The sequence below is a fragment of the Brucella pituitosa genome (genome assembly GCF_965577835.1).
In the GTDB taxonomy this organism is placed as follows: domain Bacteria; phylum Pseudomonadota; class Alphaproteobacteria; order Rhizobiales; family Rhizobiaceae; genus Brucella; species Brucella pituitosa.
This window is the reverse complement of sequence record NZ_OZ264094.1, coordinates 720786-746439: the sequence shown is the minus strand read 5'-3', so window position 1 is coordinate 746439 and position 25654 is coordinate 720786. Positions and strand designations below refer to the sequence as shown.

Here is a 25654-nt window from a genome sequence, read left to right as displayed (position 1 = left end):
CAAAAAGAAACTCGTGAACCGCATTAGCATAATGGCACCATCTGTTAATCTCTCATGTCTAAACCTAATTTAAGACAAAATATTGCTTCGTATTTTCAAGGTCATAAACAATTGGCTGATTGAGGAACCATCTTGCGTTTGCCATCTAAAAGGGTCTTGAAACGGACAGCAGTCGTGTCAATTATAGCTGCCATCATTTCGGTCTCGTTCTCCACTGGCATTCGTGTTGTCATGGGTGTTCATTCCGACACCATCACCATAATTGTCAGATTGACATTACCTTTGCTAATTGCCGTTCCAATCTGCTTAATATGGTTTAGTAAGCTTGATCAGCTTGAGGTCGCATATCGCGCACTTGTAAAACAAGCCAACGAGCTTGCACGAACGGCGAGCAGTGACCCTTTAACGGGCACACTCAATAGACGCAGCTTTATTGAGCAATTCGACCACGCCATGGAACTAGGCGTGCGGGGATGGTTTCTGATTGCAGACATTGATTATCTGAAAACGATCAATGACAATTATGGTCATCTTGTCGGTGATGATGCTGTTATCTCCACAGCCGACGCGTTGGTGCTGGTTTTACCAAAAGACAGTTTGATTGCGCGCATCGGCGGTGATGAATTTTGCGCATTCGTACCCTCAGTTACACGGGAAGAAATGCAGACGCTCTCCAAACAAGTTAGCGATAAGGCAGGAAGTAAATTTAGAGATTCTGTTAAGAATGACGTTACCGTTCTGTCGGTTTCTGTTGGCAAAATAGCTTGTAGATCAAAACAGACGTTCAAGGATGTTATGAGTCAGGCTGACGAAAAACTTTATCGGAAAAAACGAATGCGCACCTTGAGCTAGCGAGCCGGTGAGATTTACCGACCAACGCCAAATACTCCCGAACTGATCGACCCGGAAGCCCTTAGCCTGCCTATGGAAAGGACCGATCAGCACGTATGGGAGTCCAAAATGTGGTATCACGATCTTTCGTGAGAAGCGTCGGCAGTGCATCATGCCACGCCTCCCGATAGGCCCGCTGTAACCGCACATTCACAGCATCGTCAAAATCTTCCCACGTCTCATGGAGCAAAAAGCGGTTTTCAGACTCTGGATCACGATGCAAGAACGCCTCGTGAAACGTGGGCTCATCGCGCTTCGCTCGGATGTATCAGCCCGTCACCTCGGTTTTGTCGAAACAAGTCGGGCGTCTCCAGGCCGTGCACTTGTACTCCGCCTAGCACATGAACTCGACGTTCCACTTCGCGAAGGTAACGTATTGCTTGTCGCGGCTGGTCTGGCACCAATGTTTGGCGAAACGTCTATCGAATTGACGCTCGAGGCACACAAACCGTTCCCGGCGTTCGCCATTAACCGGCATTAGAACATGGTTCTTTCAAACGCCCGCAGTGCCCGAACTCTGTGAAGGTGTCAGTGCCAAGCTTCTGGAAATGCCTATCAACGTCATATGTCTAACGTTTCACCCGGTAGGTCTTGGGCAACGTATCTCTAATCTCATGCTCGTCAGAAAAGGTCAGTTAATTGTCGCTTGGCTGTCCGGTAATCAGCGGTGTTGGCGGACAGCGCCCGACGAAGATGAACACTACGAGTTCATAATTATGATACCAATGAACATCAATGAACTTGCCCGGGAATTGGCGGTAAAAACGAGCTTTTGACAGAGTTGCGATGGCCAAACGCAATCTCGATTGTGACAGGTTTCATGTCGGTTCGGCTTTTACCAGCCACGCTCTTATTCGCAGTCAAATGTTCATCTGCATGGTATTGACATACGATACGTATGTGAATTAGACATACGTATCGTATATTAAGTCATGCGCACCCTGTGAAGGAGCGCCATGCATAGGAGGTAGTTCCAGATGACCAAACCAGCTCCCGTCTTCCCCGCTGATCGGCACGCCCTTTACGAGGCACATGGATATTCTGCAGCCATCCGCTCAGGCGATCTGCTTTTCGTTTCCGGTCAGGTCGGCAGTCGCAGTGACGGCAGCCCCGAGCCCGACTATTCAGCCCAGGTCCGGCGCGCCTTTGCGAATCTGGAAGCAGTCCTTACAGCGGGCGGGTGCGGCGTTGCCGATATCATTGACGTGACCAGTTTCCATACAGATCCAGAAGCTCAGTTTGCGGACTTTATGGCCGTAAAGAACGAGGTTTTCCCAGCGGCACCCTATCCCAACTGGACAGCAATCGGTGTAAACTGGCTTGCTGGTTTCGACGTGGAGATCAAGGTCATCGCCCGTATCCCGCAGCAGGGTTGAACCTGCCCCCCACCCTTGTTGCGCATATTCGACCGCCAGTACGCAGCCATCCATAACCATCGAGGTTATCATTGGGTGGCGGTCGAGTTTGCGGCGTGTTTGGGTGATACCATTGAGGTGACATGTGATCTGGCTGGACTGTCATAGCCTCTCACAGCACGGCTGGCATAAATATCGACCATTTGGTCAAGAATGGCGCGGCTGGGGTCGTCACAACAATAAAAAGGACCGTGTTCGAGAGCACCAATGTGGAGTTCTTCATCGCTCATGTGGATATAACGCTCATCAATCAACCCGGTACGTTTGAAGAACCAGCCCACGACACATCGGAGAATCTGAACCCATTCGACGCTTTAGGAGAACCCTTAAGAGCCTTGCGTGGAGGTGGCGTGGAATTTATCACGTTAGCAGGCATGGTTTTGTGATGGATACCAATCGTCTTGTGACGATCGCACAATGTCAAACTTCAACACACTACGGCAGTCACGACCGCCGTAAATACAGTCACTATACAGATATACAAGCAAAGGTAAGACACCGGCTGGCAACACTCACATTTGCCGTATGAACAGCTGCCAGCCTCCTTCTCCACTTCTATCACGGGCCTTTGCTACGATGAACGCAGACAGAACGATCGTTACACCAATGACCCAAGTAAGTCGCATTTCAGTCCGGCAATTTTCAACCTTTGGTGGCAGACATTCGGGGCTACGCTTTCCAGTCGGACGATGGAATGGTATTGACCATCCATGGAATGCCAAACCTGTCGACCAGAGACCCAAAACCGGGCGACCAGAAGGTTTCACCGAACGGCATGACCGTTTTACCACCTTCGGACAGCTGATCGAACCAGCGCTGGCCCTCGGCCTTGTCGTCGGTGTGCAAGGTGACGTCGAAGCCGTTTTTGGGCTTGTCGATATTTCGTGCCCACTGAACGTCCATATCTGCACCCATCAGGGCCTGGTCACCAACCTCCAGCCAACAGTGCATCAGCCAGGTTTTGTACTTCTCATCTGTGATCGGCATGTCAGGAGGCCCATCGCCGTAGGGCATTGCAGCGGTAATCTTTCCGCCCAAGACCCTGGCATAGAATTCGAATGCTTCACGGCATTGGCCCTGAAAGCTCAAGCTGGTCACGATCTTCATGGTGGTCTCTCCCATTGGAATTTGATGTGTCAGGCGAGATAAATGCCGGTCTTCCCGCCCACTAGAGATTGCACATTTGCCCGGTATGCTTGCCCGGGGAGTTTCGGAAATGGCTGTATCGTCAAAACGATTGCTACATTTTCCAACAATCCTCAGTTCAGCGGCCAACGACTGAAATTGAGGCCCTTTATATTGATTGATATCAATGTAGTTGCGCCTAAATGTCAACCTTGCTGGTCCATTCTCCTGCCAATTCTGGCTTCGAAACGCCCATTCTGAAGCGTGATGCCTGCCGGGATGACCTCCGGCACAGCGAATTTTAGTGTACACAGGAGTCGCGAGCGCCTTGAATCCTAATTCCTGAGTGCTGGCTGCCCTCTCATTTAGGCTGACCGTTTATAGGGATGATATTTTCAACCACTATGTGTCATGCGTTGATAGCCTTCTCAACAAAGTTGATAAAGTTTCATTGGGACTCACATCAGACTGGATGCAGTCTATACCATCAGTCCGTAAAGTGGACTTGCGGGCATTGCTTGGGCTGTAGCCGAAATGTTGGGTGAAGGCCCGGGTGAAGTTCGCAGCTGTCTCAAAGCCAAGCCACTGGGCAATATCGGAAACTTTCCGGTTCTCAGAGAGATCAGCAAGCATTTCATGCGCGGCAAGCAAGCGCCTCTGACGAATATAGTTGAGTACTCCTCCGGAACTTTCAAATAATTGATAGAGGTGGGTACGAGAGATTGCTAGTTCTTTGCTCAGAACATCGGGATTCAAATCACGAGACATGAGGTTCTTCTGGATAAAGCGTCTCGCCTTGGTCATCAGGCCCATCGAAGCGACGTGCTCACTCGCATTACCGTCTCTCACCAATGGAGCAATAGCATCGAATACGATCTGCCTTATTGCATCCCGCAACTCGGGTAAGTCCTCACTTGTTATCTGACTTAGTCCCATCTGAAGACTGGAGATGAAATCGATCAGAAGATTGGCCCGATAGCCTCTAAGTGAAGCATTGTTGCTGGCCTCGGGCATTCCCCCGAGTCCCGCAAACTGGTCGACGGGAATAATCAGCATCACCGCTTCTGTCGCGAGCGCCCGGCCACGAAATGGATAGCCAAGTGAACGGATGTTGATCATGCCTGGCTCGTTTTCAGCAACGCGTCCATCCACTGCTGTCCAAGTACGCCCGCTACGCAAAAAGCTGATATGCCAATGATCGATCGGACTGAAACGAACCTGCTCTGGCGTGCGCTCATAGCTGAACGGTGGCGCGTTTTGCTCTATAAGCAACATACCATGAAGATCCCAGACTTTCTGCAATACAAGAAAACCATCACGCGCATTAACGCCATCGGGCATACGCACATCATAAAGAGCCGCGATATGTTTTTTCCACGCAGAAAACTGCTCTGTGGCTCCCAGTGAATTAGTAGAAAATATCAGTGGGGCCAGAATATTGGTGCTGCGACTACTTTCGCCGAGCGGCGTAAGTTGTACTCGCGCAGACTGGCGACGCTCAACAAATTCAGACTTAAGATCGCGCGCAGCCTTGTCGCTTGGGGTCGTCATGGCAACTCCTCAAACCAACTCACAGGTCCAAGGTACGCGGAACGCCACCCAAGCCCCTGGCGGGATATTAGCACTTGAGCAAGTAAAATCCAAGCAACTGGAACAATACAGTCTATTCGTTGGTTAATCCGTTCAGTTGATCATGGCATCCATCGACGCCACCATCACATAGGCGTCGAAAATACTGCACTTACGGTGATAGCTTGCGAGTATGACTAGCGTTCAACGAGGTTTCTGCCACCTAACGAAACTTCAGAAGAGGTGCTGGAATACATTTGATGGAATGACCTGACTGTGTCGGATTTGATGAAAATTGTCATGAATATCCGGCCGGAGTTTTAACTCGTGTCCGATAAAAAGCACGGTAATAACAACCGGAGGCAATCGTATGAACAATGTATTTGCATATACTGTGCGCCGCGAAAGCTTGAAATGGGCTGCCGCTATTGTCGTTGGACTGTCCGCTTCATTATGCCTGACGGCAGGCGCCGAAGCCAAGGATGCCCGCAAGCAGAAAAGCGAAACGGTTTCCGTTTACCTCGTCAAGTACAAGGTGAATAGCCAGGCACGATACAACAAGCCTGCAGCGGCCAAGGTCATCAGGGTTTCCGCCACGCAATATGCGGCCGGTACGCCCTATGTGTGCACGCCGAGCGGCTTCGGGCAGAAATCCCGCTGCTTCATCCGCGACTAGACCGCATATCGGTCTGATTCAATCAGATCGGCGCTCCAACTTTTTGTTTTGAACCGCGCATCCCGAAAACTCTTGTACATTTTTCGGGATGCGCTCCATGGCACACCGGCTCACAAGAACTCCATACAGATCAGCAGGCCGGCATGCTTGCCTGGCAATCATCTCGCTTCGGCTTTCATGATTGCCAGCCCCTTACTGACACGGTCGCCTCGCAATAGCTTGGCGGCCTCATCGGTCGGGCGTGGCGGATTGTTGCGGAAGACATACCAACTGCCGCCCAGTGAGCGCTTCTGATAGATGACGCCATCTTTCTCACGATGGAGGAAGCAGGTCGTATCGCTGCCGCCGCTCATCTTGTTGACCCAATAGGCCTGCAGGCAAAGCTTGCCGCGATTGGTGGCATACCAGCGCCCCTGCCCGTAAGACCAGGCCCTGCCTTTCTGCGACCACGCGATGAAACGATGTCTGTCGGCAGAGAAATAGCCGCCGCCATCCTTCCATTCCCATGATTTACCGGAATAGAGCGCCTCAAGCGCGTCGGCTGATAGAGGTGCAGCCGCCGCAGCCTTGATGGCGATCGGGTCCTCGGTTTTCTGTTTCGGCGCCGCATCGGCAGCGCCTGCCAGAAGAAGTACGGACAGCGCCGCACTTACGGTTCTCAAACGGATCGAAAACATTGTCGTATTCCTGTTCAGACGTTGGAGCATTCCCAGCAAAAATGCGAAGCGGTTTTGCGTGAGGTAAATGCGACATCAATCAAGCGGATGGTTCGCAACCCGCCAGTCAGGCCGCCCGACACCCCGTGGCCACGGATAGACTTCGCGGTCGTTGAAGTAGACGGTCGCAGTCAGTTCCGGAAATTCGGGCTGCGGCTTGTTGGTCTCCTGTGCCCAGGCCCGGACATAGGCGTCGCTTCCTTCATAACCGAGCTCGGCGATAACAATCGGCTTCTTGAAGCCTACCACCCGGTCGTATCCCGGTTTTGTCCGTTCAACGAATGTGGACGCATGTCCCAGTTCCAGCATATCGTAAGGTTCGTAGCCGAACACCGACAGGCCGATCACATCGACATAACCATCGCCCGGATAATAGGCCTCAAGCCCCGCATCTCCCTTCGGCGACCACATATATTTGGCGTTCGGCAATGACTTGCGGCAGACATTGACCGCATGCTGATAGGCGCGGACATACCCCTGTGCCGACCAGTAGGACCAGGTGAACTGACCCGTCTTGTCGTCCATTTCCTGCGCCCAGCGAATGGTCACAGGGCTCTTCAGCTTCGAAGCAGCGGAGCAGACGGCGGCCATGTTTGTATCGTAATGCCCCCGCACGATTCCGCTCAGGAGATCATCCGGTGCAACGCGCCAGTCGCGAGCCCACGACCAGGGTTCGACGGTGATCAGCAATTCGCGGCCCCGTTCCTGCGCATAGGCATCAGCGGTTGACAGGCTCGTCAGGTCCACATCCTCCCACGGAAGGAATAGATGTTCGATGCGGGAATTGGGATCGTTGGTGAAATCCCCGTGCGGATCATAGGCTCCGAACGTGATGGATTGCGGTGTTATCACCGGGCGTTTGTCGTGGAACATATTTCGAGTGTCGACATTGGCACCCGAAACACCGCTCGCCGCGTAAACAGCGGTTGAAAGCAGCCCACCGCAAAGAATGGCCGTTGCTATTTTATATGAGGTTTTCATCGCCGCCTCCTTTATTGTACGGGCGATTGGGCAACGGGCAACGCCAGATTCAGCGCTTCCGTTTTGGGCGTTATTGTTTCGATGGAGAGAAGCTTGCGTGCTTCGTCATCCTTGTTTCCGCCAGCATGGCGGAAGACGTACCAGACACCGTCCGGCTCGCGTTTCTGATAGATCGTCCCATCGGCGATACGGTGGGAGAAACAGGTCTTGTTCGGGAAGACGCCCTGATCCAGATGCCATTTCGCATCGAAGCACATCTGGCCCGACCAGGTGATCCGCCAGCGGCCTTCGGCCCATGCCTTGCCCTTCTCGCCAGCGACACGGGCGGTGAAACGGCGGTTCTGGCTTTCCATCCGGCCAGCACCGTCGGCCCACTGCCAGTTCTTGTCACGATAGAGTAGGTATATCTCGGCAGGCGTCATCACACGGGCGCCGTCGGGCAAACCATCTGTCGGAACCGTTGCCGCTCCAGCCGGTCCGCTTAGCCCCGCAAGCAGGACAACCAGCGGCAGAACACATCTGCTCCGATCAGTGTTCCTACCAGATCGGCACCGTTGGTCTTCAAACATCACATGTTTCATTTGAACCTCCCACGACCTTCAGGTTGCGCGCACCCGCCAAGGGTTCTTGCGATTGACGGATGCGCGCGTGCGGCAGAACGTTTGTTGGTCTTGTTTCCTGCCGCTGTTGAACGGGACGGCCGATTGTCGAAATCCGGAAGCCCAGATTCCCGGCAATCGCCGGTGAAAAGACATTGCGCAGATCGACGAGTACAGCGTCCCGCATGAGCTGTTTCGTCCGAACAAGATCAAGCTTGCGGACACTGTCCCATTCGGTCACGACCACCGCCGCATCGGCAGTGCTCAGGCACTCGTAAGGATCGTCGTAAAACTCGACGTCGCTGAGAAGACGGCGCGCATTCTCCATTCCGGCCGGATCGTAGGCCCGGATGCTGGCACCGAAGCGCTGCAAGGTTTCGATGAGCGGGATGGATGGTGCGTCGCGCATATCATCCGTATCGGGTTTGAACGTCAGGCCGAGGACAGCAATCGTCCGGCCTTCGACACTGCCGCCGAGCGCATCCAGAACCTTCAGCGCCATGCGACGCTTGCGCGCTTCATTGACGGTGACCGTTTCCTCGACCAGTCGCAGGGCAACCCCGTAATCCTGGGCAGTGCGCAACAGCGCAATCGTATCCTTTGGAAAACACGAGCCACCATAACCCGGTCCCGCATTGAGAAAACTGGTGCCGATACGCTTGTCCAGCCCCATGCCGAGCGCCAGCTCGGTGACATCGCTGCCGACTTCCTCACACAGATCCGCCAGTTCGTTGATGAAGGTGATCTTGGTGGCAAGAAAGGCGTTGGCTGCATATTTAATCAGTTCCGATGTCCGGCGCTTCGTGATCACGATTGGCGTCTTTGCGGCCTCAAGCGGCGGAGCATAAAGGGCGACAAGCGCAGAACGAGCGCGCTCATCTTCCACGCCGATGACGACGCGATCGGGCTCGAGGAAATCGCGGATCGCGACACCCTCGCGCAGGAACTCCGGATTGGACGCAACGGAGAATGTTCCAGGCCTGCGAACCGAGCCGATGATCTTCTGCACCACATCGCCTGTGCCGACCGGAACGGTGGACTTGACCACGACGACGCTATGGTCTTCGATCAGCGGCGCAAGCTCGCGAGCGGCCATATAGACGAAGGACAGATCGGCATCGCCGTGCCCGGCCCGTGCCGGTGTGCCGACGGCAATGAAGACAAGTTCCGCACCCTTGACGGCTTCCGCCAGATTGGTGGTGAATCTCAGCCGGCCAAAGGCGAAATTGCGTTCCACCAGCTCATCCAGTCCCGGCTCGTAGATCGGCACGATGCCGCGCTCCAGCCGGACAATCTTCTGGGCATCCTTGTCGACGCAGACGACCTCGTGTCCCCATGCCGCAAAACACGTGCCACTGACCAATCCGACATATCCCGTACCGATGACAGCGATCTTCATAATCGTCGCGCCTTTTCCGCTAGTTCGTTCCACTGGCGGTATTCGTGCGCCAGCGTGGATTGAAAATTGTCCTGTGGACGTCACGTCCGCCTACACCGGCACCGGCAACCGAGAAGCGGTCGTCAAATACCGTGAAGCTTTTCGTGCCCCAGCTCAGTGCCTCGATGCCGTCGCGTCCGCGCTCGACAGTGGTAAAGCCGGTCAGCGCGACCAGCGCCGTAAAACTGCATGCCATTGCCGGTCGATAGAGGCGGCTCGTCATCCGCACGTGATTTTCGCGTGTGTGCTGGATCACAATCATCGCCATCAGGAACAGGTAGAAGCACGCATTGATGATGGCGAAGATGAAGAAGCCTCGCGTCTGATCGGCTCCGCTGACCAGGAGGACCGGCAGAATGGACAGACCGGAGATCAGCGCATAGGGAGCGATCACCCGCAGTGGCACCGGATCGACCTCGGATGAGCCTTTCGGCGTGACGCGAAAATCGACAAAGGAACCGGTCAGCCAGTCACGGAAAGCTGCGAAGGTTCCAGCCAGAACCCAGGGCCACCGCGCCAACAGGAACAGCATTGCTTCCCAGCTGAAGATCCTGCCGTCGACCGGGCGGAACGTCTTGCTCGACCGCCACCAGAATGCCAGCGCCAAAATCACGAGCGATTGCGGCATGAAATGCGTCAGAAAGGCAGGATAGGTAACGCTGACGAAATTATCGCCATAAGCCAGAATGGCTATCGGCAGAACGAATGTCAGCGCCAGAAAGAACGCGTAGAGAGGATACCAGAGCTGCGAGAACAGGAACTGGATCTTCAGACGCAGCGGCAACCGACCGATCAGCTTCGGCGTATATTGCAGCAGGATCATCACAAGACTGCGCGACCACTGGAATTCCTGCGTCACAAGATCGGCGAATGTGCGGGGGCCGTCGCCATGGGCAATGGCATCCAACGCATGAACACCCCGCCAGCCATGCGCATTCATAAACAGGGTCGTGGAATGATCCTCGGCCAGTTCTGGTCCAAGACCGCCGATTTCCTTCAGCGCCGCCGTGCGTACCGCATAATGAGAGCCGATGCAGACCGGGGCAAAGCCGCCATTGTAACCGGCCTGTAGCGAGCCATGCATGCTGGCTTCCACATAAAGACGCCCGCGGGCCGACCAGCTTTCATGCGCGTTGCGATCACAAATGCTTGGCGCGGAAACATAACCGACAGCGGGATCAGCGAAGGGCCGCAGCATATTGAAGAGATAACCCGGCTCAGGCACATGGTCGGCATCGAGCTGCGAGACGAAATCATAGCGCTCATAGCCATAGTGATCGTAGAAGAAGGCGAGATTGCCTTCCTTGCACCGGGTACGGCGCGGCCAGGTCTGCCGATGATAGTCGGCACGGCCCTTGCGCGTGGAAACGAACACGCCATGCTCAAGGCACCAGGCAAGTGTCGAGGGTGAAGGATCCTCATCGGCAAGCCATGTATCGTGCGGCACATCCTGCGCCAGCATGGCGCGCAATGTTTCAGCCACCACCTCGAAAGGCTCAGACGGAGCCTTGGTGACGACCATGGCGACGCGGCTTCCGGCGGGGATGCGAAGCGGGCCGGTCGGGCGCGCTGCGTGGAAGAAAATAGTGATGAAATAAAGCGGCAGGATCGTTATCCAGGCCAGCAGCGCGGTCACCAGAATGGAGCCGAGCAGATGATTGTGCTTCGCGCTGATGAACCACCATTGCCAGAAATAGGTGATAGCGAGCGCCCACAGGATGATGCCCACCACATATTCCACCCGCTTGCGGCCAGTGAAGATGGGCGCCAGCAATGGTTCCCTTTCGCCGTTGTCGCCGTCAATGGCCGGATGAAATTCGCGCCGTGTCATGTTCGCATCTCCAGACCAAAGAAGGGCGCAGCCGTGCGGATGATCGTGTCGAGATCGGAATGGAGTGTGCGGAACCCAAGCTTCGCTGCCGCTTCAGCCGGGTCGGCATAAAGCACCGGCGGATCACCAGCCCGGCGCGCGCGCATTTCGACAGGCACCTTGCGTCCAGTAAGCCGGTCTATCGCATCCACGATTTCCTTGATGGATGTTCCGCGCCCGGTTCCCAGATTAAGGACCAGATTACCGCCGCCATTCAGCAGATGCTCGACCGCAAGCACATGCGCCCGCGCCAGATCGACCACGTGAATATAGTCGCGAATGCAGGTGCCATCCGGCGTTTCATAATCGTCGCCATAGACTTCCAGACAATCCGCCATGCCCGCCGCAGCCAGCATGGCGCGCGGTATCAAATGAGTTTCAGGATCGTGCTTTTCGCCCAGTTCGCCATCCAGATCAGCACCGCAGGCATTGAAGTAGCGCAGTGCCGCATAGGGCATGCCATAGGCTGCCGAATAATCGGCCAGCATATGTTCCGCGATCAGTTTTGTGCGTCCATACGGGTTGATCGGATTCTGCATTTCGCCTTCGCGGATCGGCAGCACATCCGGAATGCCATAGGTGGCGCAGCTCGACGAGAAAATGACCGGGCGTCCACCAGTCAGGCGGCTGGCCTCCAGAACGGACTGGATGCCGCCGACATTGTTGCGATAATATTTTGCGGGGTCCGTGACGGATTCACCCACATAGGCCGAAGCCGCAAAGTGGATGATGGCAGCCGGATCGAAGGTCCTGATAGCAGCGATAAGCTGTTCCTGCGAAAGCGTGTCGCCCTCGACAAACTCGCCCCAGCGCACGGAAGACCGGTGGCCCGTCGACAGGTTGTCATAGACGACCGGCGAGAATCCGCTCTTGTGCAGAAGCTTGGCGGTATGGCTGCCAATGAAGCCAGCGCCACCGGTGACGAGTATATTTTGCCGGGTCATCTCGCCACCTCGAAGAGCTCGCCCGATGGCCTGACCAGCTGGCGTTCAAAATAGGCGATCGTCTGCTTCAGCCCTTCGACAAGTGCAATCTGTGGTTCCCAGCCAAGTTCACGCTTGGCGAGCATGATGTCGGGGCGCCGCTGGCGCGGATCATCAGTGGGCAGCGGGCGATAGACGATGCGCGAGGACGAATTTGTCAGCGCAATGATCTGCTCGGCCAGCTCACGCACAGTAAACTCGCCCGGATTGCCGAGATTGACGGGCTTCTGAACCTGGCTGCTCATCAAGCGGCTGAAGCCTTCGATCAGGTCATCGACATAGCAGAAGGAACGGGTCTGTGAGCCGTCGCCATAGATGGTGATGTCTTCGCGCTTGAGGGCCTGAACGATGAAGTTCGACACGACACGGCCATCGTCGGGCCGCATGCGCGGGCCATAGGTGTTGAAGATGCGCACGATACGGATGTCGACGCCATACTGCTTGTGAAAATCGTAGAACAGTGTTTCGGCCGAGCGTTTGCCTTCATCATAGCAGGACCGGGGTCCGAAAGAGTTCACATTGCCCCAATAGGCTTCCGGCTGCGGATGCGTTTGCGGGTCGCCATACACTTCCGAGGTTGAAGCCTGAAAAATCCGTGCCTGATAATGCGCTGCAAGTTCGAGCAGATTGAGCGAGCCGATGACGCTCGTCTTCATCGTGTGCACCGGATCGGCCTGATAGTGCGGCGGCGAAGCGGGGCATGCGAGATTGTAAATCTCATCCACCGGCAGATCGATCGGGTTGACAATATCGTGGCGCACGAAGCTGAACGTGTCGTAGCGCAGGAGATTGCGCAGGTTCTCAAGCCGCCCTGTCGAAAAATTATCGACGCAGATGACAAAGTTTCCTTCGTTCAGAAGACGCTCGCAAAGATGAGAACCGAGAAATCCTGCACCGCCTGCCACAAGAATGCGTCGTGTTGACATGCGCTCTGCAGATATACCCGATGATCTGAAATTTATATTCACGAGATCCTCCAACACTACTCGTTACGGGCGTCCTTTGTTGAAAAAGAACAGCATTTCCCTCTGCGGATTCGAATTGAACCGCACTAAATTGTGTTTGTTGAATGCTTTACCTGATGATTGAACGTAACTGCGTTGAAGGCCAGAGTCGTTATCTTAGAATCCTAAAACTTATCCGCGCGTCCATTTTTTAGGCTTTGATAACCTCACGCTCGGCATGTTCGGATCAACCGAAACGGCGTATCCTATTGGCCTAAGTCGGTGGATTTAGGCGCAAGCCGCTTTTGTTGTCCAATCCAGAACACGGCTCTCCCACTCAACTGTGTTAATCGTCATCACCAGCGCCGGAGCATCTGCCAAAAAAATTTACGAGGGAGGGATTCCGTAGAATTTGCGCAGCCATTTTCAGTTTCTGTGCGGGTGTATCGAAATACCCCCGATCAGAATGCCAAGAAAATTCTACCTTTAAACCCTAACAATTACAGGGCGGATTACCCACCCGCCAGTGGGCTGGTTCGCCCATCATAGAAATGTGAACAGCTTCACATCTAAAGTCGTCAGCATATGACGCGCCATAAATCTTATGCTTAGTGGCCATTAGTCTTCAAGAAGGCGGAATCAAACTGTCACACGGCCAGGTATCGCTGCGATCATTATGTTCAGGTTCTAAGGATAAACGTCTCGATACTTGGGTGTGGAGAGGCTTTCCGTTGCAGAGCATTTATTGCGACACTTTCGGCTTTCCAAACTTTCCAACTGAAAAATCCAGGAAGGTTCTTAACTTCGGTGTCATTCGCCTGTCGGCAGCATAAAGTGCGTGAAGCTGACGCGCAGGCGGTTCATAATCCTGCAGGATGCGACGCAATCGACCCGATACCAACTCGTCAGAAACCAGTTCGAGCGGTTGAAGTAACACGCCCATGCCAGATATCGCGGCAGCGCGCAGTGCTTCCCCGCTATCGGTAGCAAATCGACCTTTGATTGGAATCTCGATTTTCCCGTTAGGGCCATTGAAATTCCAGTTTGCGCGAAGCGACGTATGCGAAAATACGAGGCATTCGTGCTCCTTTAAGTCTTCGGGTGTTGATATTGGACTTGCCGATTTGAGATATTCAGGAGCCGCACACAACACGAGACGAAGTGGGGCAAGCCGACGTGCCGCAAGTGAGCTATCGGGTAACTCGCCGGTCCTGAAAACCACATCAAAGCCATCTTCTATAAGGTCCACCGGACGATTGCTAAGGCTAAGATCCACGGACACTTCGGGGTGATCTGCCAGATATTCCGGTAACTCAGGCGCCAGTGCCCGGCTGCCAAATGTAACAGGTGCACTGATGCGAAGCCGCCCGCGAGCTGTTGATCTGGTCTCGGCGATCATCATTTCTGCTGCTTCGAACTCAGCAAGGATCGTCTTCGCGTGTTCATAAAATATGCGGCCGCTATCGCTTAAGCTCTGTTTTCGTGTGGTGCGGTTCAGCAGCTTTATTCCTAAAGTCTGTTCTAAGTGCCTTATGTGCTTTCCAGCCAACTGAGAAGAGATATCGAGTTCGTTGGCGGCTGCAGAAATCGAACCAAACTCAACGGTTTTCACGAGAATAGCCAGCGATTGCAATCGATCCATTAGAAACACCACATTGTTAGTCTTAAAATAATAAGCCAATTTATATCATATTATTTCAAATGTATATGTAGCGCCATCTCAAACGAATATCACTTTAAAAGTTCAGACGAAGGAACACGGAACATGTCCTCCTTTACAAGGAAAGTAGTAATGGCCGCAGCACTTAGCAGCAGTGTAGTTTCAGCTAACGCATCCCAGATCACACAGACAGAAGCTGAAAAGCCGACGATTGTGCTCGTTCATGGAGCGTTTGCAGATGGATCCACATGGCGAAAAGTAATCCCCCTGCTGCAACAGGAAGGCTTGAATGTGGTTGCAGTTCAGAACCCGTTGACATCGCTTGCCGATGATGTGGCGACTACCCGTCGCGCATTGGATGCACAGACTGGTCCAGTCGTTCTCGTCGGCCATTCCTGGGGCGGAGCTGTTATAACCGAAGCGGGGGAACACGAACGGGTCAAAGCTCTGGTATATGTGGCAGCGTTTGCACCATCGCAGGGGCAGTCAGTTGTCGACATGTCCAAGAACTATCCGACCCCGTCTGGTTTTGCCCATATCAATGCCGACAAGGAAGGATATTTGACATTGACTGCCGAAGGCGTAGCCAATCATCTGGCGCAAGATCTTCCGGCGGAAGAAACCAAGGTGATGACTGCACTTCAAGGTCCGGTGCGCGGAACAAACTTCGAAGATAAAGTTAAGTTTGCCGCTTGGACAACAAGACCCTCTACATACATCATCAGTGAAGATGACCGGATGTTGCAGCCGGAATTGCAAAAAGAGATGGCGAAAAAAATCTCCGCAAAAGTGGTGAGCTTGAAGGCTGGACATGCCCCTCATTTGTCTCATCCAAATGAAGTTGCGAAAGTCATTCTTGAGGTTGTCAGCAATCTGGAGAATTGATTGCACAAAGCAATGCAGGCGCGGAACACGAACAGCCGCGCCTGCAAATTTTGCTATTTCCTGCAGCCCATCGCCAAAATATATGTCACCTATAGTTATACTTTACTCGTTTCATTCTTTGAAACTGATTTCAGAAAATCCCACACTACACGCATTCTTGTTATGCGTCTAAGTTCTAAAGGCATCAACATCCAATAAGTTCGCTGGAAGCTAACCGTTTCACTTAGAATGGGTTGAAGGCCATAATCCGCTGCGAGATAGCCAGGTAACAATCCTATTCCTCCCCCGCAGCTGACTGCTGCGAGCTGCGAAAAAATGCTGGTGCTTCGCAAACTCACATTCGCTCCAGGAACCAAATCTGTGATCGACGGCAAGTCCTTCGCAGGACCAGTTTCCCCGAGATATCCAATAAACCGGTGTTTCTTTAGGTCCGATAAATTGTATATCGGTTCATTCTGTTGGAGATATTCGGGAGCAGCATAAAGCTTTAAAATATAGTCACATAATTTTGTGATAGTATATGGACCACGTTCGGGACGGTCCAGCGTGATTACGATATCAGCCTCATTTCGCGAAAGGTGAATGGGGCGAGGCTGAACAATCAGATCAATCGATAACCCCGGGTGACCTGACAGGAAAGCGGGAATCTGTGACGAGATAGAACCAACCGCATATCCCTCAACGCAGCCGACTCTTACAACGCCGGTTACATTTTCATCAGTTTTCTCAGAGCTGGTGTCGATACACGAAAACTGGTCCTCGATCGATTGAGCAATTGAAAGCAGGGCTTCTCCCTGCAAAGTCAAAGAGTAGCCATTTTTGCTACGCGTAAAAAGTGGAGCTCCCGTCGCAATTTCAAGTCTCTGCACACGTCTGGAGACTGTCGTGTGTTTTACTTCCAGCCGCCGTGCAGCCTCAGTCAGCGTCTTCACACGTGCCAATTCGAGAAAATACCGCAGGTCATCCCATTCCACGCGAGAACCTCATCTTAAACGGCCAAGCATATATCATTTTTCTGCCTGGCCGTTAGCTGACTACATTGCGCATTAACGACGCAAAAACTGATCATGAGTTTTCAACGGCCCATTGTCCATTGGTTATTTGGCAACGCTAATGACTACTCTTTGACTGTATTCAGCCAAGCCCAATGCACCATAGTCTGCTCCCAATCCTGATTCTTTCGCACCTCCGAACGGCACGTGTGGCGCGATATGGAGATGCTGATTGATCCAAACTGTTCCAGCTTGAAGCTGTTGCGCAACTTCGCGCGCCTTCACGAGATCGCTGGACCAGACAGACCCACCCAAACCATAGGTCGTCGAGTTCGCACTTTCGATCGCATCAGCCAAATTCTCGTAACGAATTACAGGTAGAATAGGTGCGAATTGTTCTTCATCGACAAGTATACTTCCGTCTTTGATATCGCGAACAATGGTGGGTTCGATGAAATAACCGTCGCCTACCCCACACTTACCGCCCGCAACAATGGTGCCGTCTGTTTCCGCTATCTTCAAGAAATTCTGAGCCTTTTCGAACTGCGCTTTGTTTTGAACAGGTCCAATTTTTATCCCTTGTTCAAAACCGCTGCCTATGGTGGCATCCTTTGCGAGTTTCGCCAGTTCATCACACAACTCATCATAGATTGAAGAATGTGCGTAGACCCTTTTTAAGGCAATGCAAACCTGGCCGGCATTGGTGAATGCAGCGTCAAAAATCTTTGATGCTGTTGGCTGGATGTCTACATCATCCAGTACAATGCCAGCATCGTTGCCACCCAGCTCAAGCGTTAGACGCTTTATTGTCTCCGACACGGTTTTATATACCTTCTTGCCGGTCTCTGTAGAGCCTGTGAAAGAAACCTTCGCGACGTCTGGATGGCTGGTCAGAAGAGAACCAAGGTCATTTTCATCCACAATAACGTTGACAACACCGGCCGGGAACACCTTCTGCGCTAACTCCCCGATGAGCAAAGCGGTGATTGGTGTGGTTGGGGCTGGCTTCAATACAAAAGTGTTTCCCATCAGAGTAGAAAAGGTCAGCTTGTTTAAATTTAGCAGGAAAGGAAAATTCCATGGTGTTATGCCTGCAACGACGCCAAGCGGTTTATGATGCAGCTCAATGTGCATCTGTTCGTCATTCTGGATAACTTCGACGGGTAAGTCGATTGTTGCCAGTTCCCTCATGAACTGAGCAGTGTTATCAACTTCCCATTCGGCTTCCGCTAACGGCTTTCCCTGTTCCTTTGTCAACGTTCGAACGAGCTTTTCCCTCTCGACATCGATCAGGTCAGCGAGCTCAACAATCTTTGCGCGGCGCTTTTCCAGAGGTGTAGTAGACCAGCCGCGAAAAGCGCGCTTTGCTGCGGCTACAGCCGCTTCCAGTTGCTCAACCGATGCGCGCGGCACATGCGCAAAAACTTTCCCGTCTGCCGGATCTATCACTTCAAGGAAGCTATCACCGTCAATCAGTTTGCCATCGATCAATAGTTTGTAGCTCGTGTCCATTATTCGGCTCCTCCCGATTATCAAAACTCTCAGTCCCCTATGGCCTCCGCCATTGGCCCGCGTTCTGAGATGCTATTCACATTCACCGGCAAGCAGGATGCGCAATACTTCAACGCAATTGAATAGACCAAAAAAGCACAATCGCTGAACATGGGAGGGTGTTTCCGTTCATAGGCTGCAATGGTAGCGTCCCGATATGCAGCATCGCTCTGTGCTGCCAGAGGCAATTCTCATTTTCAGATTCATGATGAGAAGAAAGGTTGCTGAGAAGGACCTAAACATTACAGGTCAATTTCAGGAAAGAGCGACCGCCAGATCCATAAAACGATGCAAAACCAACGTGTTGTAGCGGATGGTTAAACCCTATGTCGGGTAAAAAAAATGAGCTTAGACGAACCCAACTTGGGAGGAGGAGGATTAATGAAGATTGCATTTCTTGGACTGGGAAATATGGGATGGGCCATGGCGCAAAATCTGCTCCGCGCCGACTTTGACGTCATAGGATTTGATGTGAACGATACAACCGCCAACTTGTTTGAACAGCATGGCGGGCGCATTGCCTCTTCCGCATCCGCTGCTGTCACTCAAGCGGATATTGTTTTCACCATGTTACCGAATGATCAGACATTATCGGATCTTTTCTTCAACAATAACTCTGTACTGGAGCGTGTAAAGCCGGGAATGTTGTTTGTCGATTGCTCAACCGTTTCGGTGCAATTGACGAGAGAAATAGCAAAAGCAGTGAGTTCTGCAGGTGGTGATTATTTGGATGCCCCTGTTTCCGGCGGACAATTAGGCGCCAAAGAGGGAACACTGACATTCATGATCGGGGGAGAGAAGCCAGCATTCGATCGGGTTCGGCCCATGTTGGAAGCCATGGGCAAAACTTATGTCCATATGGGAGACCACGGCACCGGTCAGGCAGCAAAGCAATGTAACAACATGCTTGCTGCGATCATTATGGCTGGAACGGCGGAGGCTATCGCGCTTGGCGTCAATAATGGCCTCGACCCACTTGTGTTGAGTCAGGTTATGCAAACAAGCACTGGTGGGAGCAATATCCTGAGTAAATGGAATCCTTGGCCCGGTGTCGACAACAAAGTGCCGTCAAGCAATGTTTATCAGGCCGGCTTTCAGATGAATCTGATGCTGAAAGATTTGGATCTGGCTATGGCGAGCATCCAATCCTTAAAGTTCGGCGCTCCGATGGGTTCACTTGTCCGAAACCTGTTCACCATGTGCATAAAAAGCGACCCAACTGCTGGCATGAAGGACTTTTCCTACATTCAAAGCCTCTATGATCGCAGCGTTTGCGAGCCATTAGAAAACTGAAACTCCTCTAAAGGATACGCGCTATGAATGTCGAAACATTTCTGCAAGCAGATCGCCTCCGCCATGATGCATTCATTGCTGGAGACACGGATGTCCTAAATCGCTTAATGGCCGATGAATGCCTCTATATACATACAACCGGGAACATTGATCGCAAGGATGAATTAATAAACAAGATCGCCAGTCGAGCATTAATCTATCACGCGATCGAAAATTCAGTAGACCACGCCATTCTGTATGAAAACAATACAGCAATTATTGCAGGGCGATTGAGAATGAGCCTGGAAAGAACGGGCATCCCCGCCGCGGTCCATATAAGATATTGCTGTGCCTGGAAACACGACACTACCGGCCCACAAATGATTTCCTGGCAATCTACTCCTCTGGCAGCGTCGTGATTGGTTGCTCTCAGCGCTTTGCGAAAGTGTCTTGCAAAGTTTGTACTAAATAATCACGAACCAGTTTCACGCGCGGCAGCACGTGCGAATGTTCGTGGGTGAGCAGCCAAAGATCCGACGCGAAGCGAGACAACTCAACGGGCGCTGGCAAAAGTCCTGATGGGATTGCGACGAAGTCAGGCAGGATAGCCCACCCTGCCCCACTCCGCGTTGCAGAGAGTTGTGCACTGAAAGACGTGAGCTGAAGTGAGGGCTGGACTCCGGGACATACGCTTTCAAGCCATGTGGCCATGGTTAGATAGCGCAAATCCATCGGCCAGCCGACAATTCTATGTCGATATAGGTCTTCGGGATGGTTGGGAGCACCGTGACGTTCGACATAAGCTGGCGAGGCGTAAAGCCCGAAGCGGATTTCGGCAACTTTCCTTATTCGGTAGCTGCCGTGATCAGGGCGAACCAGCCTGAGAATTATGTCCGCTTCCTCCGAGGTCAGTTGTACGGGCACAACGGAACTACGCAGCTCGACCCGGATTCCCGGATACATTTCCATGAACTGTGTCATCGTCGCCAACAATACGTCTTGTCCGAGTAACTCGGGCGCGTCGATACGCACCGATCCGGCCAGATCATCATCGCTTTCGCTTGCTGTGCGTTCAAAAAAACGCATTTGCGCTGCGGCACGTTCAGCGCTCGGCAGAAGGCTCAGGCCTGCTTCGGTCAGTTCATAACCATCCCGACGAGATTGGAACAGCTTTACCTGCAATGCTCGTTCAAGTGTCTCGATACGCCTGGAGACCGTTGAGGCACTAACCTTCAGATAGCTTGCAGCAGCCGTCAGCGACTTGCCGTGGGCAACTGCCAGGAAAAATTTCAGGTCGTTCCAGTCCATCAGCTTTCCATTTTTGCAAGATCATTGTGCGGAAACAGAAGTCGACAATACCGGCAGAATGGCGAAAACTTCACCGAACAACAAGGATATTTTGTCATGCCTCAATTCGTTGATACCGTCCGATTTTCTGAATATGGAGGGCCAGAGGTGCTATCTTTTCAGAAAATGGAATTGCCATCGCCCGGCTCAGGAGAGCTTCAGATTAAGCATCTCGCTATCGGGGTCAACTACATAGACATCTATCATCGCAAAGGTGTATTTGCGGCAAAACTGCCGCTTCCGAGTGGCCTCGGCGTTGAGGGGGTAGGAGAAATAGTCGGGTGCGGGCCGGACGTAGCCGGTTTTGTTATCGGCGACCGGGTGGCCTATGTCGGCGGTGCGCCGGGCGGATACTCGGCATTCCGTAATATTGCCGCCGCCAGGTGCTTGCGCGTGCCAGAAGGTTTGGACAGTGAAACAGTCGCCGCGACGGTGTTCAAAGGTTTGACCGCCGAATATCTGACCCACCGCTGCGTGTCTCTCAAGCAAGGCGATACAGTCCTCTTTCATGCCGCCGCAGGTGGCGTCGGATCGCTGGCAACTCAATGGTTGAAATCCCTCGGTGTCAGTGTGATCGGGACTGTCAGCACCGATACGAAAGCTGAAATTGCGCACACGCAGGGTTGCGATGACGTCATCATTTACAGCCGCGAGGACTTCCGGCAGAAGGTGAGCGACATCACAAGTGGTAAGGGCGTCCGCGTAGTATTCGACTCAGTGGGTAGTGATACTTTTGCGAAATCGCTCGACTGCCTTCAGCCGCGTGGCACTCTGGTTAGTTTTGGAGAAAGTTCGGGACCGGTAGACCCTTTACAGGTCGGGACGCTTGGAGCCAAAGGATCACTCTTTGTCACGCGCCCTTCCATAGCCCACTATACGTCAGATCGGGCGGAATACGAACTCGCCGCACAACGACTGTTCTCGGCTCTCGAAACCGGCGTGCTCAAAGTCGCCAAACCGACGATTTATCCGCTCGGGGACGTGCAGCAAGCGCACGCTGATATGGAGGCTCGAAAGACAAGCGGATCAGTTATACTGCAGCCTTGAAAATATATCCGCAGGCATCTGCGGATATATTTTATTTCTACCCACGGCTCTCTGATGCGCTAATAATAGTGTCGAGTTAAAATTCCAGCCTTTTTTTCAAAAAGGAGCACTTAAGAACGTTTACAGAATAATCATCGATCGCATCGGTGCACGCTGTGCAACAATTTGACGATGCGCAGATGCAATTCTGAGGGGATAATTATTGGGAGAAGTTACACAACTGACCAATGTTACGCTATTGGAAGGCGCACAATCTGAAACTCGGCTCTCGACATTTGATGAGTGATTGCGCCTTATGGTCAAACTGAAAGTTATGCCTAAATAGCGATCAAAAGCCATATGCGTTATTCGCAACTTTCTCACATTACAAAGCAGGCAAAAGAATAAATCCTGCCTATTTTGTTTAGGTCTCCGAATCTTCCCGTAGTATCTGTTCTATCTCTGCTATCCGCGCATTGCGACGGATGAGTCTTTTACTTGTACCCCTAAAAAATCTTCTTCTTGAGGTTGCCTGACGGCTGGCTTGAAGCTGTTCAATATAAACTTCGTCAGTGAATTCGTTCTTGAAGCGATCAAAGACCCAGCAAAAGGACACGGGCAGCCGCGATATTGTAAGGGTATCCAGCATCTTTTTTTCCAAGATATTCTGCAACGTCACCTGATCCCAGACGTCCGGGTCCTTATCACAGGCTTCTTTCCATTCACGAAGCAAACTCAAAACCTCAGGCGTGTCAGCAAGGTAGATAGTTGCAGATATGAGCTTTCCGTCGCTGGAGTAAAAAACGCCTATGTCCGACTTCATATCGGAGAGTGGTGGCCAGGGATCGCGATGAAAAACTGCATCGACATCCACATACAACAAAGGTCCCCGCAGTCTTTCACGTGCTTCCAGTAAAAAAGTAGGCTTCAAAGCAGCATTTCTAACCCACGATCCAGCACTTTCAACAGCAGTTGTTTCAATCACGAGGCCCAAACGGCGGGCCGTTTTCTCCATCCTTTTCGCTTCATCTTCATAGAATGAGCCACGCGTGTAAAACCCAACCACGATTCCCGAGGGCCCAGAAGACTTCTGTATCTCTTCAAATTTTGGAAACGGGCGAACAAACCGCTTAAATTCGGGCGTAACCGCGAACAACTTGCGACGAATAAAGCCTATCAACGACATGATGGATCCAAAAATTTAGGCTGCTACCGGAAGACTTTCAGTATCGGCCCGTATTAAAACGGTTTTCAATTTGGGTCTATAGTGTCGGCCGCTTTGTGCAATGCTTAATGCTACCCTTCAGAAGAATCGTTCGTCAGGCAACCTGCTATGTCATCCGAGATTCTTGCTCAGCGCTCTGCAACTTGGTCAACCACGGAATGGACAGTACCTTCCACTATTCTGGCGATCTTTCATTTGAAGGAAATGACGCGTGGAATAGGTCTATAGGGTAATGTCTGCTTCCGTCTTCGGCCGTCGCCAATTTCTTTCGCTTGAGATTGACTTCCCTTTCACCAGGCGCGGAAACACCGAACGGCTTCACAGTGAAGCGCCACATTATAAGCAATGCGGCCGCCAGGAACATGCAGAACTTCTTGGGATGACCGCCGGTTAATCCCATCAAACAGAAAATTGCTCAATGCACCCGTACCGAATAGAGAAAAACCAATATTGGGGCCGATTGACAGTGACGTAATAAGGGGCTTTGATACGGGGCAAAAGGTTAACAGGCGCAAACGTGATAGTGCCGCTGACCTTCGGGTTTACTTTGCAGATATCCAGGACAGGACGGTGCGCAGGATGTCTCGAAAACTATTCTCAAACGCTAGCCGTGATTACGGTATATCTTTTCAGATGTGGCTTTCTTATTCCGCGATCAAAAGCGATTGAGAGGGCAAGCCCGGTCAGATGGCCAGATCGGTGAGTGTACATTGCATAACAGGAATGATGCTTGAGGTAAGTAAAGACTTCAGAAAAATTTCGTCTTTTCTGAAGCATGGGCTAAGTCACGGACGTCGTTTTACTCTGTGGCCGATCAAAAGGCCCTGGTATCATTGAATTCATCATAGTTCAGACGTTGTGATGTCAGAACCCGATTGAAGTCACACACGAAGAACCGTGTTCAGCACAAGTTCGAGGACTTTCATAATTCCCTAATGAAAAATTGGGAACGACGCGAGAAACGGGTTGTTGAGGTGCGCTAGTCCAAAGTTTTGAAATAAATATGCCTGTTCAAAGTTGTGTTTATTGAGGAGGGAACATGTTTCGACTAGGTGGAAAGTATCAGCATTTCATTCACGGAAACGGCTGTGGTTGTTCCAATCCGATATTGCAGCAGGTTTCCCAGCGTCTGGATCGGTTATCGCGAAGACATTTCCTTGCGGGTGCAGCAGCGACAGCGGCAGCAACGATGTTGGCGGACAAATCTCTTGCACAATCACCATCCACAAAAACTCTTCTGACACGCGTACGGGTTTTTGACGGAAAAACTGACAAGCTAACAAACGGCGCGCAGGTTCTGATCGAAAATAACCTTATTACCGCGATCGACATTACGAACAGTTCACCACCTGATGGTGCGACAGTTATCGACTGTGGCGATCGCGTGCTCATGCCTGGTTTGATAGATGCTCACTGGCATAGCGTTTATGCTGCAGTACCGCTACCGGTTCTTCTGGAAGGTGATCTGGGTCTGATTTTCGCAACATCGACAGCAGAGGCGGAACGCACGTTGCTACGCGGTTTTACGACCGTTCGTGATCTCGGTGGACCGACTTTTTCATTTAAACGAGCAATCGACACGGGAATAATATCCGGCCCACGCATCTATCCTGCAGGTGCAATGATTACGACGACAGGCGGTCACGGCGACCTTCGGCTGCCAACAGAAATTCCGCGCGACGGCGCCAGACTCAGCACCGGCGAACTGATGGGAGCTGCGGCGATCGTCGATGATAAGGGCGACCTGAAGCTGCGAGTACGTGAACAATTATTGCAGGGCGCATCACAAATCAAGATTGTTGGTGGCGGTGGCGTTTCGTCGCCACGCAGTCCGCTTGATATGTCCACATTCAGCGAAGACGAAATCCGTGCGGCTGTCGACGTCGCCAAAGACTGGAACACCTATGTCACGGTTCATGCCTATGCACCGGGTACTGTTCAGCGAGCCATCAGGGCGGGAGCTGCCTGTATCGAGCATGGGCATCTGATGGATGAGGAAACGGCGCGCATGTTTGCGGAAAAGGAAGTCTGGCTGAGTGCCCAACCTTTCTTGACAATGGATGATGCTGCACCTCAATCGGGACCGGCTCTGGAACGCATCCAGCAGCTTTTTTCTGGTACACCGCAGATCTACGCCTTTGCCCGTAAATATGGCATCAAGACGGCCTGGGGATCAGATCTCCTGTTCTCACCCGCATTGACCTCGCGCCAGAATTTCATGCTGACACATCTGAGCCAGTGGTACTCGAATGCGGAAACGTTGCGTGCTGCGACGTCGGTCAACGCCGAACTGCTGGCGCTTTCCAACCTGCGTAATCCTTATCCTGGGAAATTGGGGCTCATTGAGCCTGGTGCCTTTGCCGACCTTCTGGTTCTCAACGAAAGTCCGCTCGACGACATTCATGTCCTTGAAAGACCGGAACAGACGCTGGCAATCGTCATGAAAGATGGCAAAATTCACAAGAATAGCCTGGGGACGTGACTTGACT

General features: G+C 52.3%; 24 protein-coding genes. 9 read left to right on the top strand and 15 right to left on the bottom strand.

Translation table 11 applies throughout. The features are described from left to right. Window positions 1-132: 132 nt before the first annotated feature. Window positions 133-852, top strand: a complete 720-nt coding sequence (locus ACSME1_RS22820; protein ID WP_435655548.1) for a GGDEF domain-containing protein — start codon at window positions 133-135, stop codon at window positions 850-852. Window positions 853-922: 70 nt separating this feature from the next. On the opposite strand, the gene ACSME1_RS22815 is transcribed toward ACSME1_RS22820, so the two are convergent. After that, window positions 923-1114 carry a putative quinol monooxygenase gene (locus tag ACSME1_RS22815; RefSeq protein ID WP_435655547.1) on the bottom strand — a complete coding sequence of 64 codons (192 nt, stop codon included), beginning with the start codon at window positions 1112-1114 and terminating at the stop codon, window positions 923-925. Here ACSME1_RS22815 and ACSME1_RS22810 point away from each other — a divergent pair. Beyond that, a complete protein-coding gene (locus ACSME1_RS22810) occupies window positions 1109-1372 on the top strand; it encodes a hypothetical protein (RefSeq protein WP_111786005.1) in 264 nt (87 codons plus the stop codon). The genes ACSME1_RS22815 and ACSME1_RS22810 overlap by 6 nt on opposite strands. A gap of 496 nt (window positions 1373-1868) precedes the next feature. Next, on the top strand, window positions 1869-2267 hold the full coding sequence (locus ACSME1_RS22805) for a RidA family protein (RefSeq protein ID WP_435655546.1): 399 nt from the start codon (window positions 1869-1871) through the stop codon (window positions 2265-2267). Window positions 2268-2975: 708 nt separating this feature from the next. Here ACSME1_RS22805 and ACSME1_RS22800 read toward each other — a convergent pair. Continuing rightward, the gene (locus tag ACSME1_RS22800; RefSeq protein ID WP_100557922.1) at window positions 2976-3413 is read right to left on the bottom strand and encodes a VOC family protein; all 438 of its coding nucleotides are present in this window, start codon (window positions 3411-3413) and stop codon (window positions 2976-2978) included. A 420-nt stretch (window positions 3414-3833) separates the two neighbouring features. Beyond that, the gene (locus ACSME1_RS22795; RefSeq protein ID WP_435655545.1) at window positions 3834-4982 is read right to left on the bottom strand and encodes a helix-turn-helix transcriptional regulator; all 1149 of its coding nucleotides are present in this window, start codon (window positions 4980-4982) and stop codon (window positions 3834-3836) included. Window positions 4983-5370: 388 nt separating this feature from the next. Between ACSME1_RS22795 and ACSME1_RS22790 the strand changes: the two genes are divergently transcribed. Continuing rightward, window positions 5371-5676, top strand: coding sequence for a hypothetical protein (locus ACSME1_RS22790; RefSeq protein WP_435655544.1), 306 nt, complete (start codon window positions 5371-5373; stop codon window positions 5674-5676). Window positions 5677-5834: 158 nt separating this feature from the next. On the opposite strand, the gene ACSME1_RS22785 is transcribed toward ACSME1_RS22790, so the two are convergent. The 8 genes from ACSME1_RS22785 to ACSME1_RS22750 form a co-directional block, all read right to left on the bottom strand. Next, on the bottom strand, window positions 5835-6353 hold the full coding sequence (locus tag ACSME1_RS22785) for a DUF995 domain-containing protein (protein ID WP_435655543.1): 519 nt from the start codon (window positions 6351-6353) through the stop codon (window positions 5835-5837). A gap of 75 nt (window positions 6354-6428) precedes the next feature. Continuing rightward, window positions 6429-7373, bottom strand: coding sequence for a glycoside hydrolase family 26 protein (locus ACSME1_RS22780; protein WP_105535035.1), 945 nt, complete (start codon window positions 7371-7373; stop codon window positions 6429-6431). A gap of 11 nt (window positions 7374-7384) precedes the next feature. Further along, complete coding sequence (locus ACSME1_RS22775; protein ID WP_425427585.1) at window positions 7385-7942, bottom strand: DUF995 domain-containing protein; 558 nt, start codon at window positions 7940-7942, stop codon at window positions 7385-7387. Next, window positions 7935-9371: a UDP-glucose dehydrogenase family protein gene (locus tag ACSME1_RS22770; RefSeq protein ID WP_435655542.1), complete on the bottom strand. Its 1437-nt coding sequence runs from the start codon at window positions 9369-9371 to the stop codon at window positions 7935-7937. Before ACSME1_RS22770 ends, ACSME1_RS22775 begins: the two co-directional genes overlap by 8 nt. Window positions 9372-9390: 19 nt before the next feature. After that, entirely contained in the window at window positions 9391-11241 is a 1851-nt protein-coding gene (locus ACSME1_RS22765; RefSeq protein ID WP_435655541.1) for a glycosyltransferase family 2 protein, read from the bottom strand. Further along, window positions 11238-12224, bottom strand: a complete 987-nt coding sequence (gene galE, locus ACSME1_RS22760) for a UDP-glucose 4-epimerase GalE (RefSeq protein ID WP_010660576.1) — start codon at window positions 12222-12224, stop codon at window positions 11238-11240. Before galE ends, ACSME1_RS22765 begins: the two co-directional genes overlap by 4 nt. Continuing rightward, complete coding sequence (locus ACSME1_RS22755) at window positions 12221-13189, bottom strand: UDP-glucuronic acid decarboxylase family protein (RefSeq protein ID WP_010660575.1); 969 nt, start codon at window positions 13187-13189, stop codon at window positions 12221-12223. Before ACSME1_RS22755 ends, galE begins: the two co-directional genes overlap by 4 nt. 760 nt (window positions 13190-13949) lie before the next feature. Further along, entirely contained in the window at window positions 13950-14888 is a 939-nt protein-coding gene (locus ACSME1_RS22750; RefSeq protein WP_435655540.1) for a LysR substrate-binding domain-containing protein, read from the bottom strand. A 111-nt stretch (window positions 14889-14999) separates the two neighbouring features. Between ACSME1_RS22750 and ACSME1_RS22745 the strand changes: the two genes are divergently transcribed. Then, window positions 15000-15752, top strand: a complete 753-nt coding sequence (locus tag ACSME1_RS22745) for an alpha/beta fold hydrolase (RefSeq protein WP_210202171.1) — start codon at window positions 15000-15002, stop codon at window positions 15750-15752. A gap of 95 nt (window positions 15753-15847) precedes the next feature. Here the strand turns inward: ACSME1_RS22745 and ACSME1_RS22740 are convergent, their stop codons facing one another. Both ACSME1_RS22740 and ACSME1_RS22735 read right to left on the bottom strand, forming a co-directional pair. After that, on the bottom strand, window positions 15848-16726 hold the full coding sequence (locus ACSME1_RS22740) for a LysR family transcriptional regulator (protein WP_105706990.1): 879 nt from the start codon (window positions 16724-16726) through the stop codon (window positions 15848-15850). Window positions 16727-16849: 123 nt separating this feature from the next. Further along, entirely contained in the window at window positions 16850-18256 is a 1407-nt protein-coding gene (locus ACSME1_RS22735; RefSeq protein WP_105706989.1) for an aldehyde dehydrogenase family protein, read from the bottom strand. A 420-nt stretch (window positions 18257-18676) separates the two neighbouring features. Between ACSME1_RS22735 and mmsB the strand changes: the two genes are divergently transcribed. Then, on the top strand, window positions 18677-19588 hold the full coding sequence (gene mmsB / locus ACSME1_RS22730) for a 3-hydroxyisobutyrate dehydrogenase (protein WP_162693553.1): 912 nt from the start codon (window positions 18677-18679) through the stop codon (window positions 19586-19588). A 23-nt stretch (window positions 19589-19611) separates the two neighbouring features. Next, complete coding sequence (locus ACSME1_RS22725; RefSeq protein ID WP_105706985.1) at window positions 19612-19986, top strand: nuclear transport factor 2 family protein; 375 nt, start codon at window positions 19612-19614, stop codon at window positions 19984-19986. Between the two features lie 10 nt (window positions 19987-19996). Here the strand turns inward: ACSME1_RS22725 and ACSME1_RS22720 are convergent, their stop codons facing one another. Continuing rightward, window positions 19997-20875, bottom strand: a complete 879-nt coding sequence (locus tag ACSME1_RS22720; protein ID WP_105706983.1) for a LysR family transcriptional regulator — start codon at window positions 20873-20875, stop codon at window positions 19997-19999. A 96-nt stretch (window positions 20876-20971) separates the two neighbouring features. Between ACSME1_RS22720 and ACSME1_RS22715 the strand changes: the two genes are divergently transcribed. Further along, the gene (locus tag ACSME1_RS22715; RefSeq protein ID WP_105706981.1) at window positions 20972-21961 is read left to right on the top strand and encodes a quinone oxidoreductase family protein; all 990 of its coding nucleotides are present in this window, start codon (window positions 20972-20974) and stop codon (window positions 21959-21961) included. Between the two features lie 403 nt (window positions 21962-22364). Here the strand turns inward: ACSME1_RS22715 and ACSME1_RS22710 are convergent, their stop codons facing one another. Beyond that, complete coding sequence (locus ACSME1_RS22710) at window positions 22365-23126, bottom strand: putative nucleotide-diphospho-sugar transferase (RefSeq protein ID WP_247880253.1); 762 nt, start codon at window positions 23124-23126, stop codon at window positions 22365-22367. 1078 nt (window positions 23127-24204) lie between these two features. Here ACSME1_RS22710 and ACSME1_RS22705 point away from each other — a divergent pair. Further along, window positions 24205-25647, top strand: coding sequence for a metal-dependent hydrolase family protein (locus ACSME1_RS22705; RefSeq protein ID WP_105706979.1), 1443 nt, complete (start codon window positions 24205-24207; stop codon window positions 25645-25647). The last annotated feature ends 7 nt before the right edge of the window (window positions 25648-25654 follow it).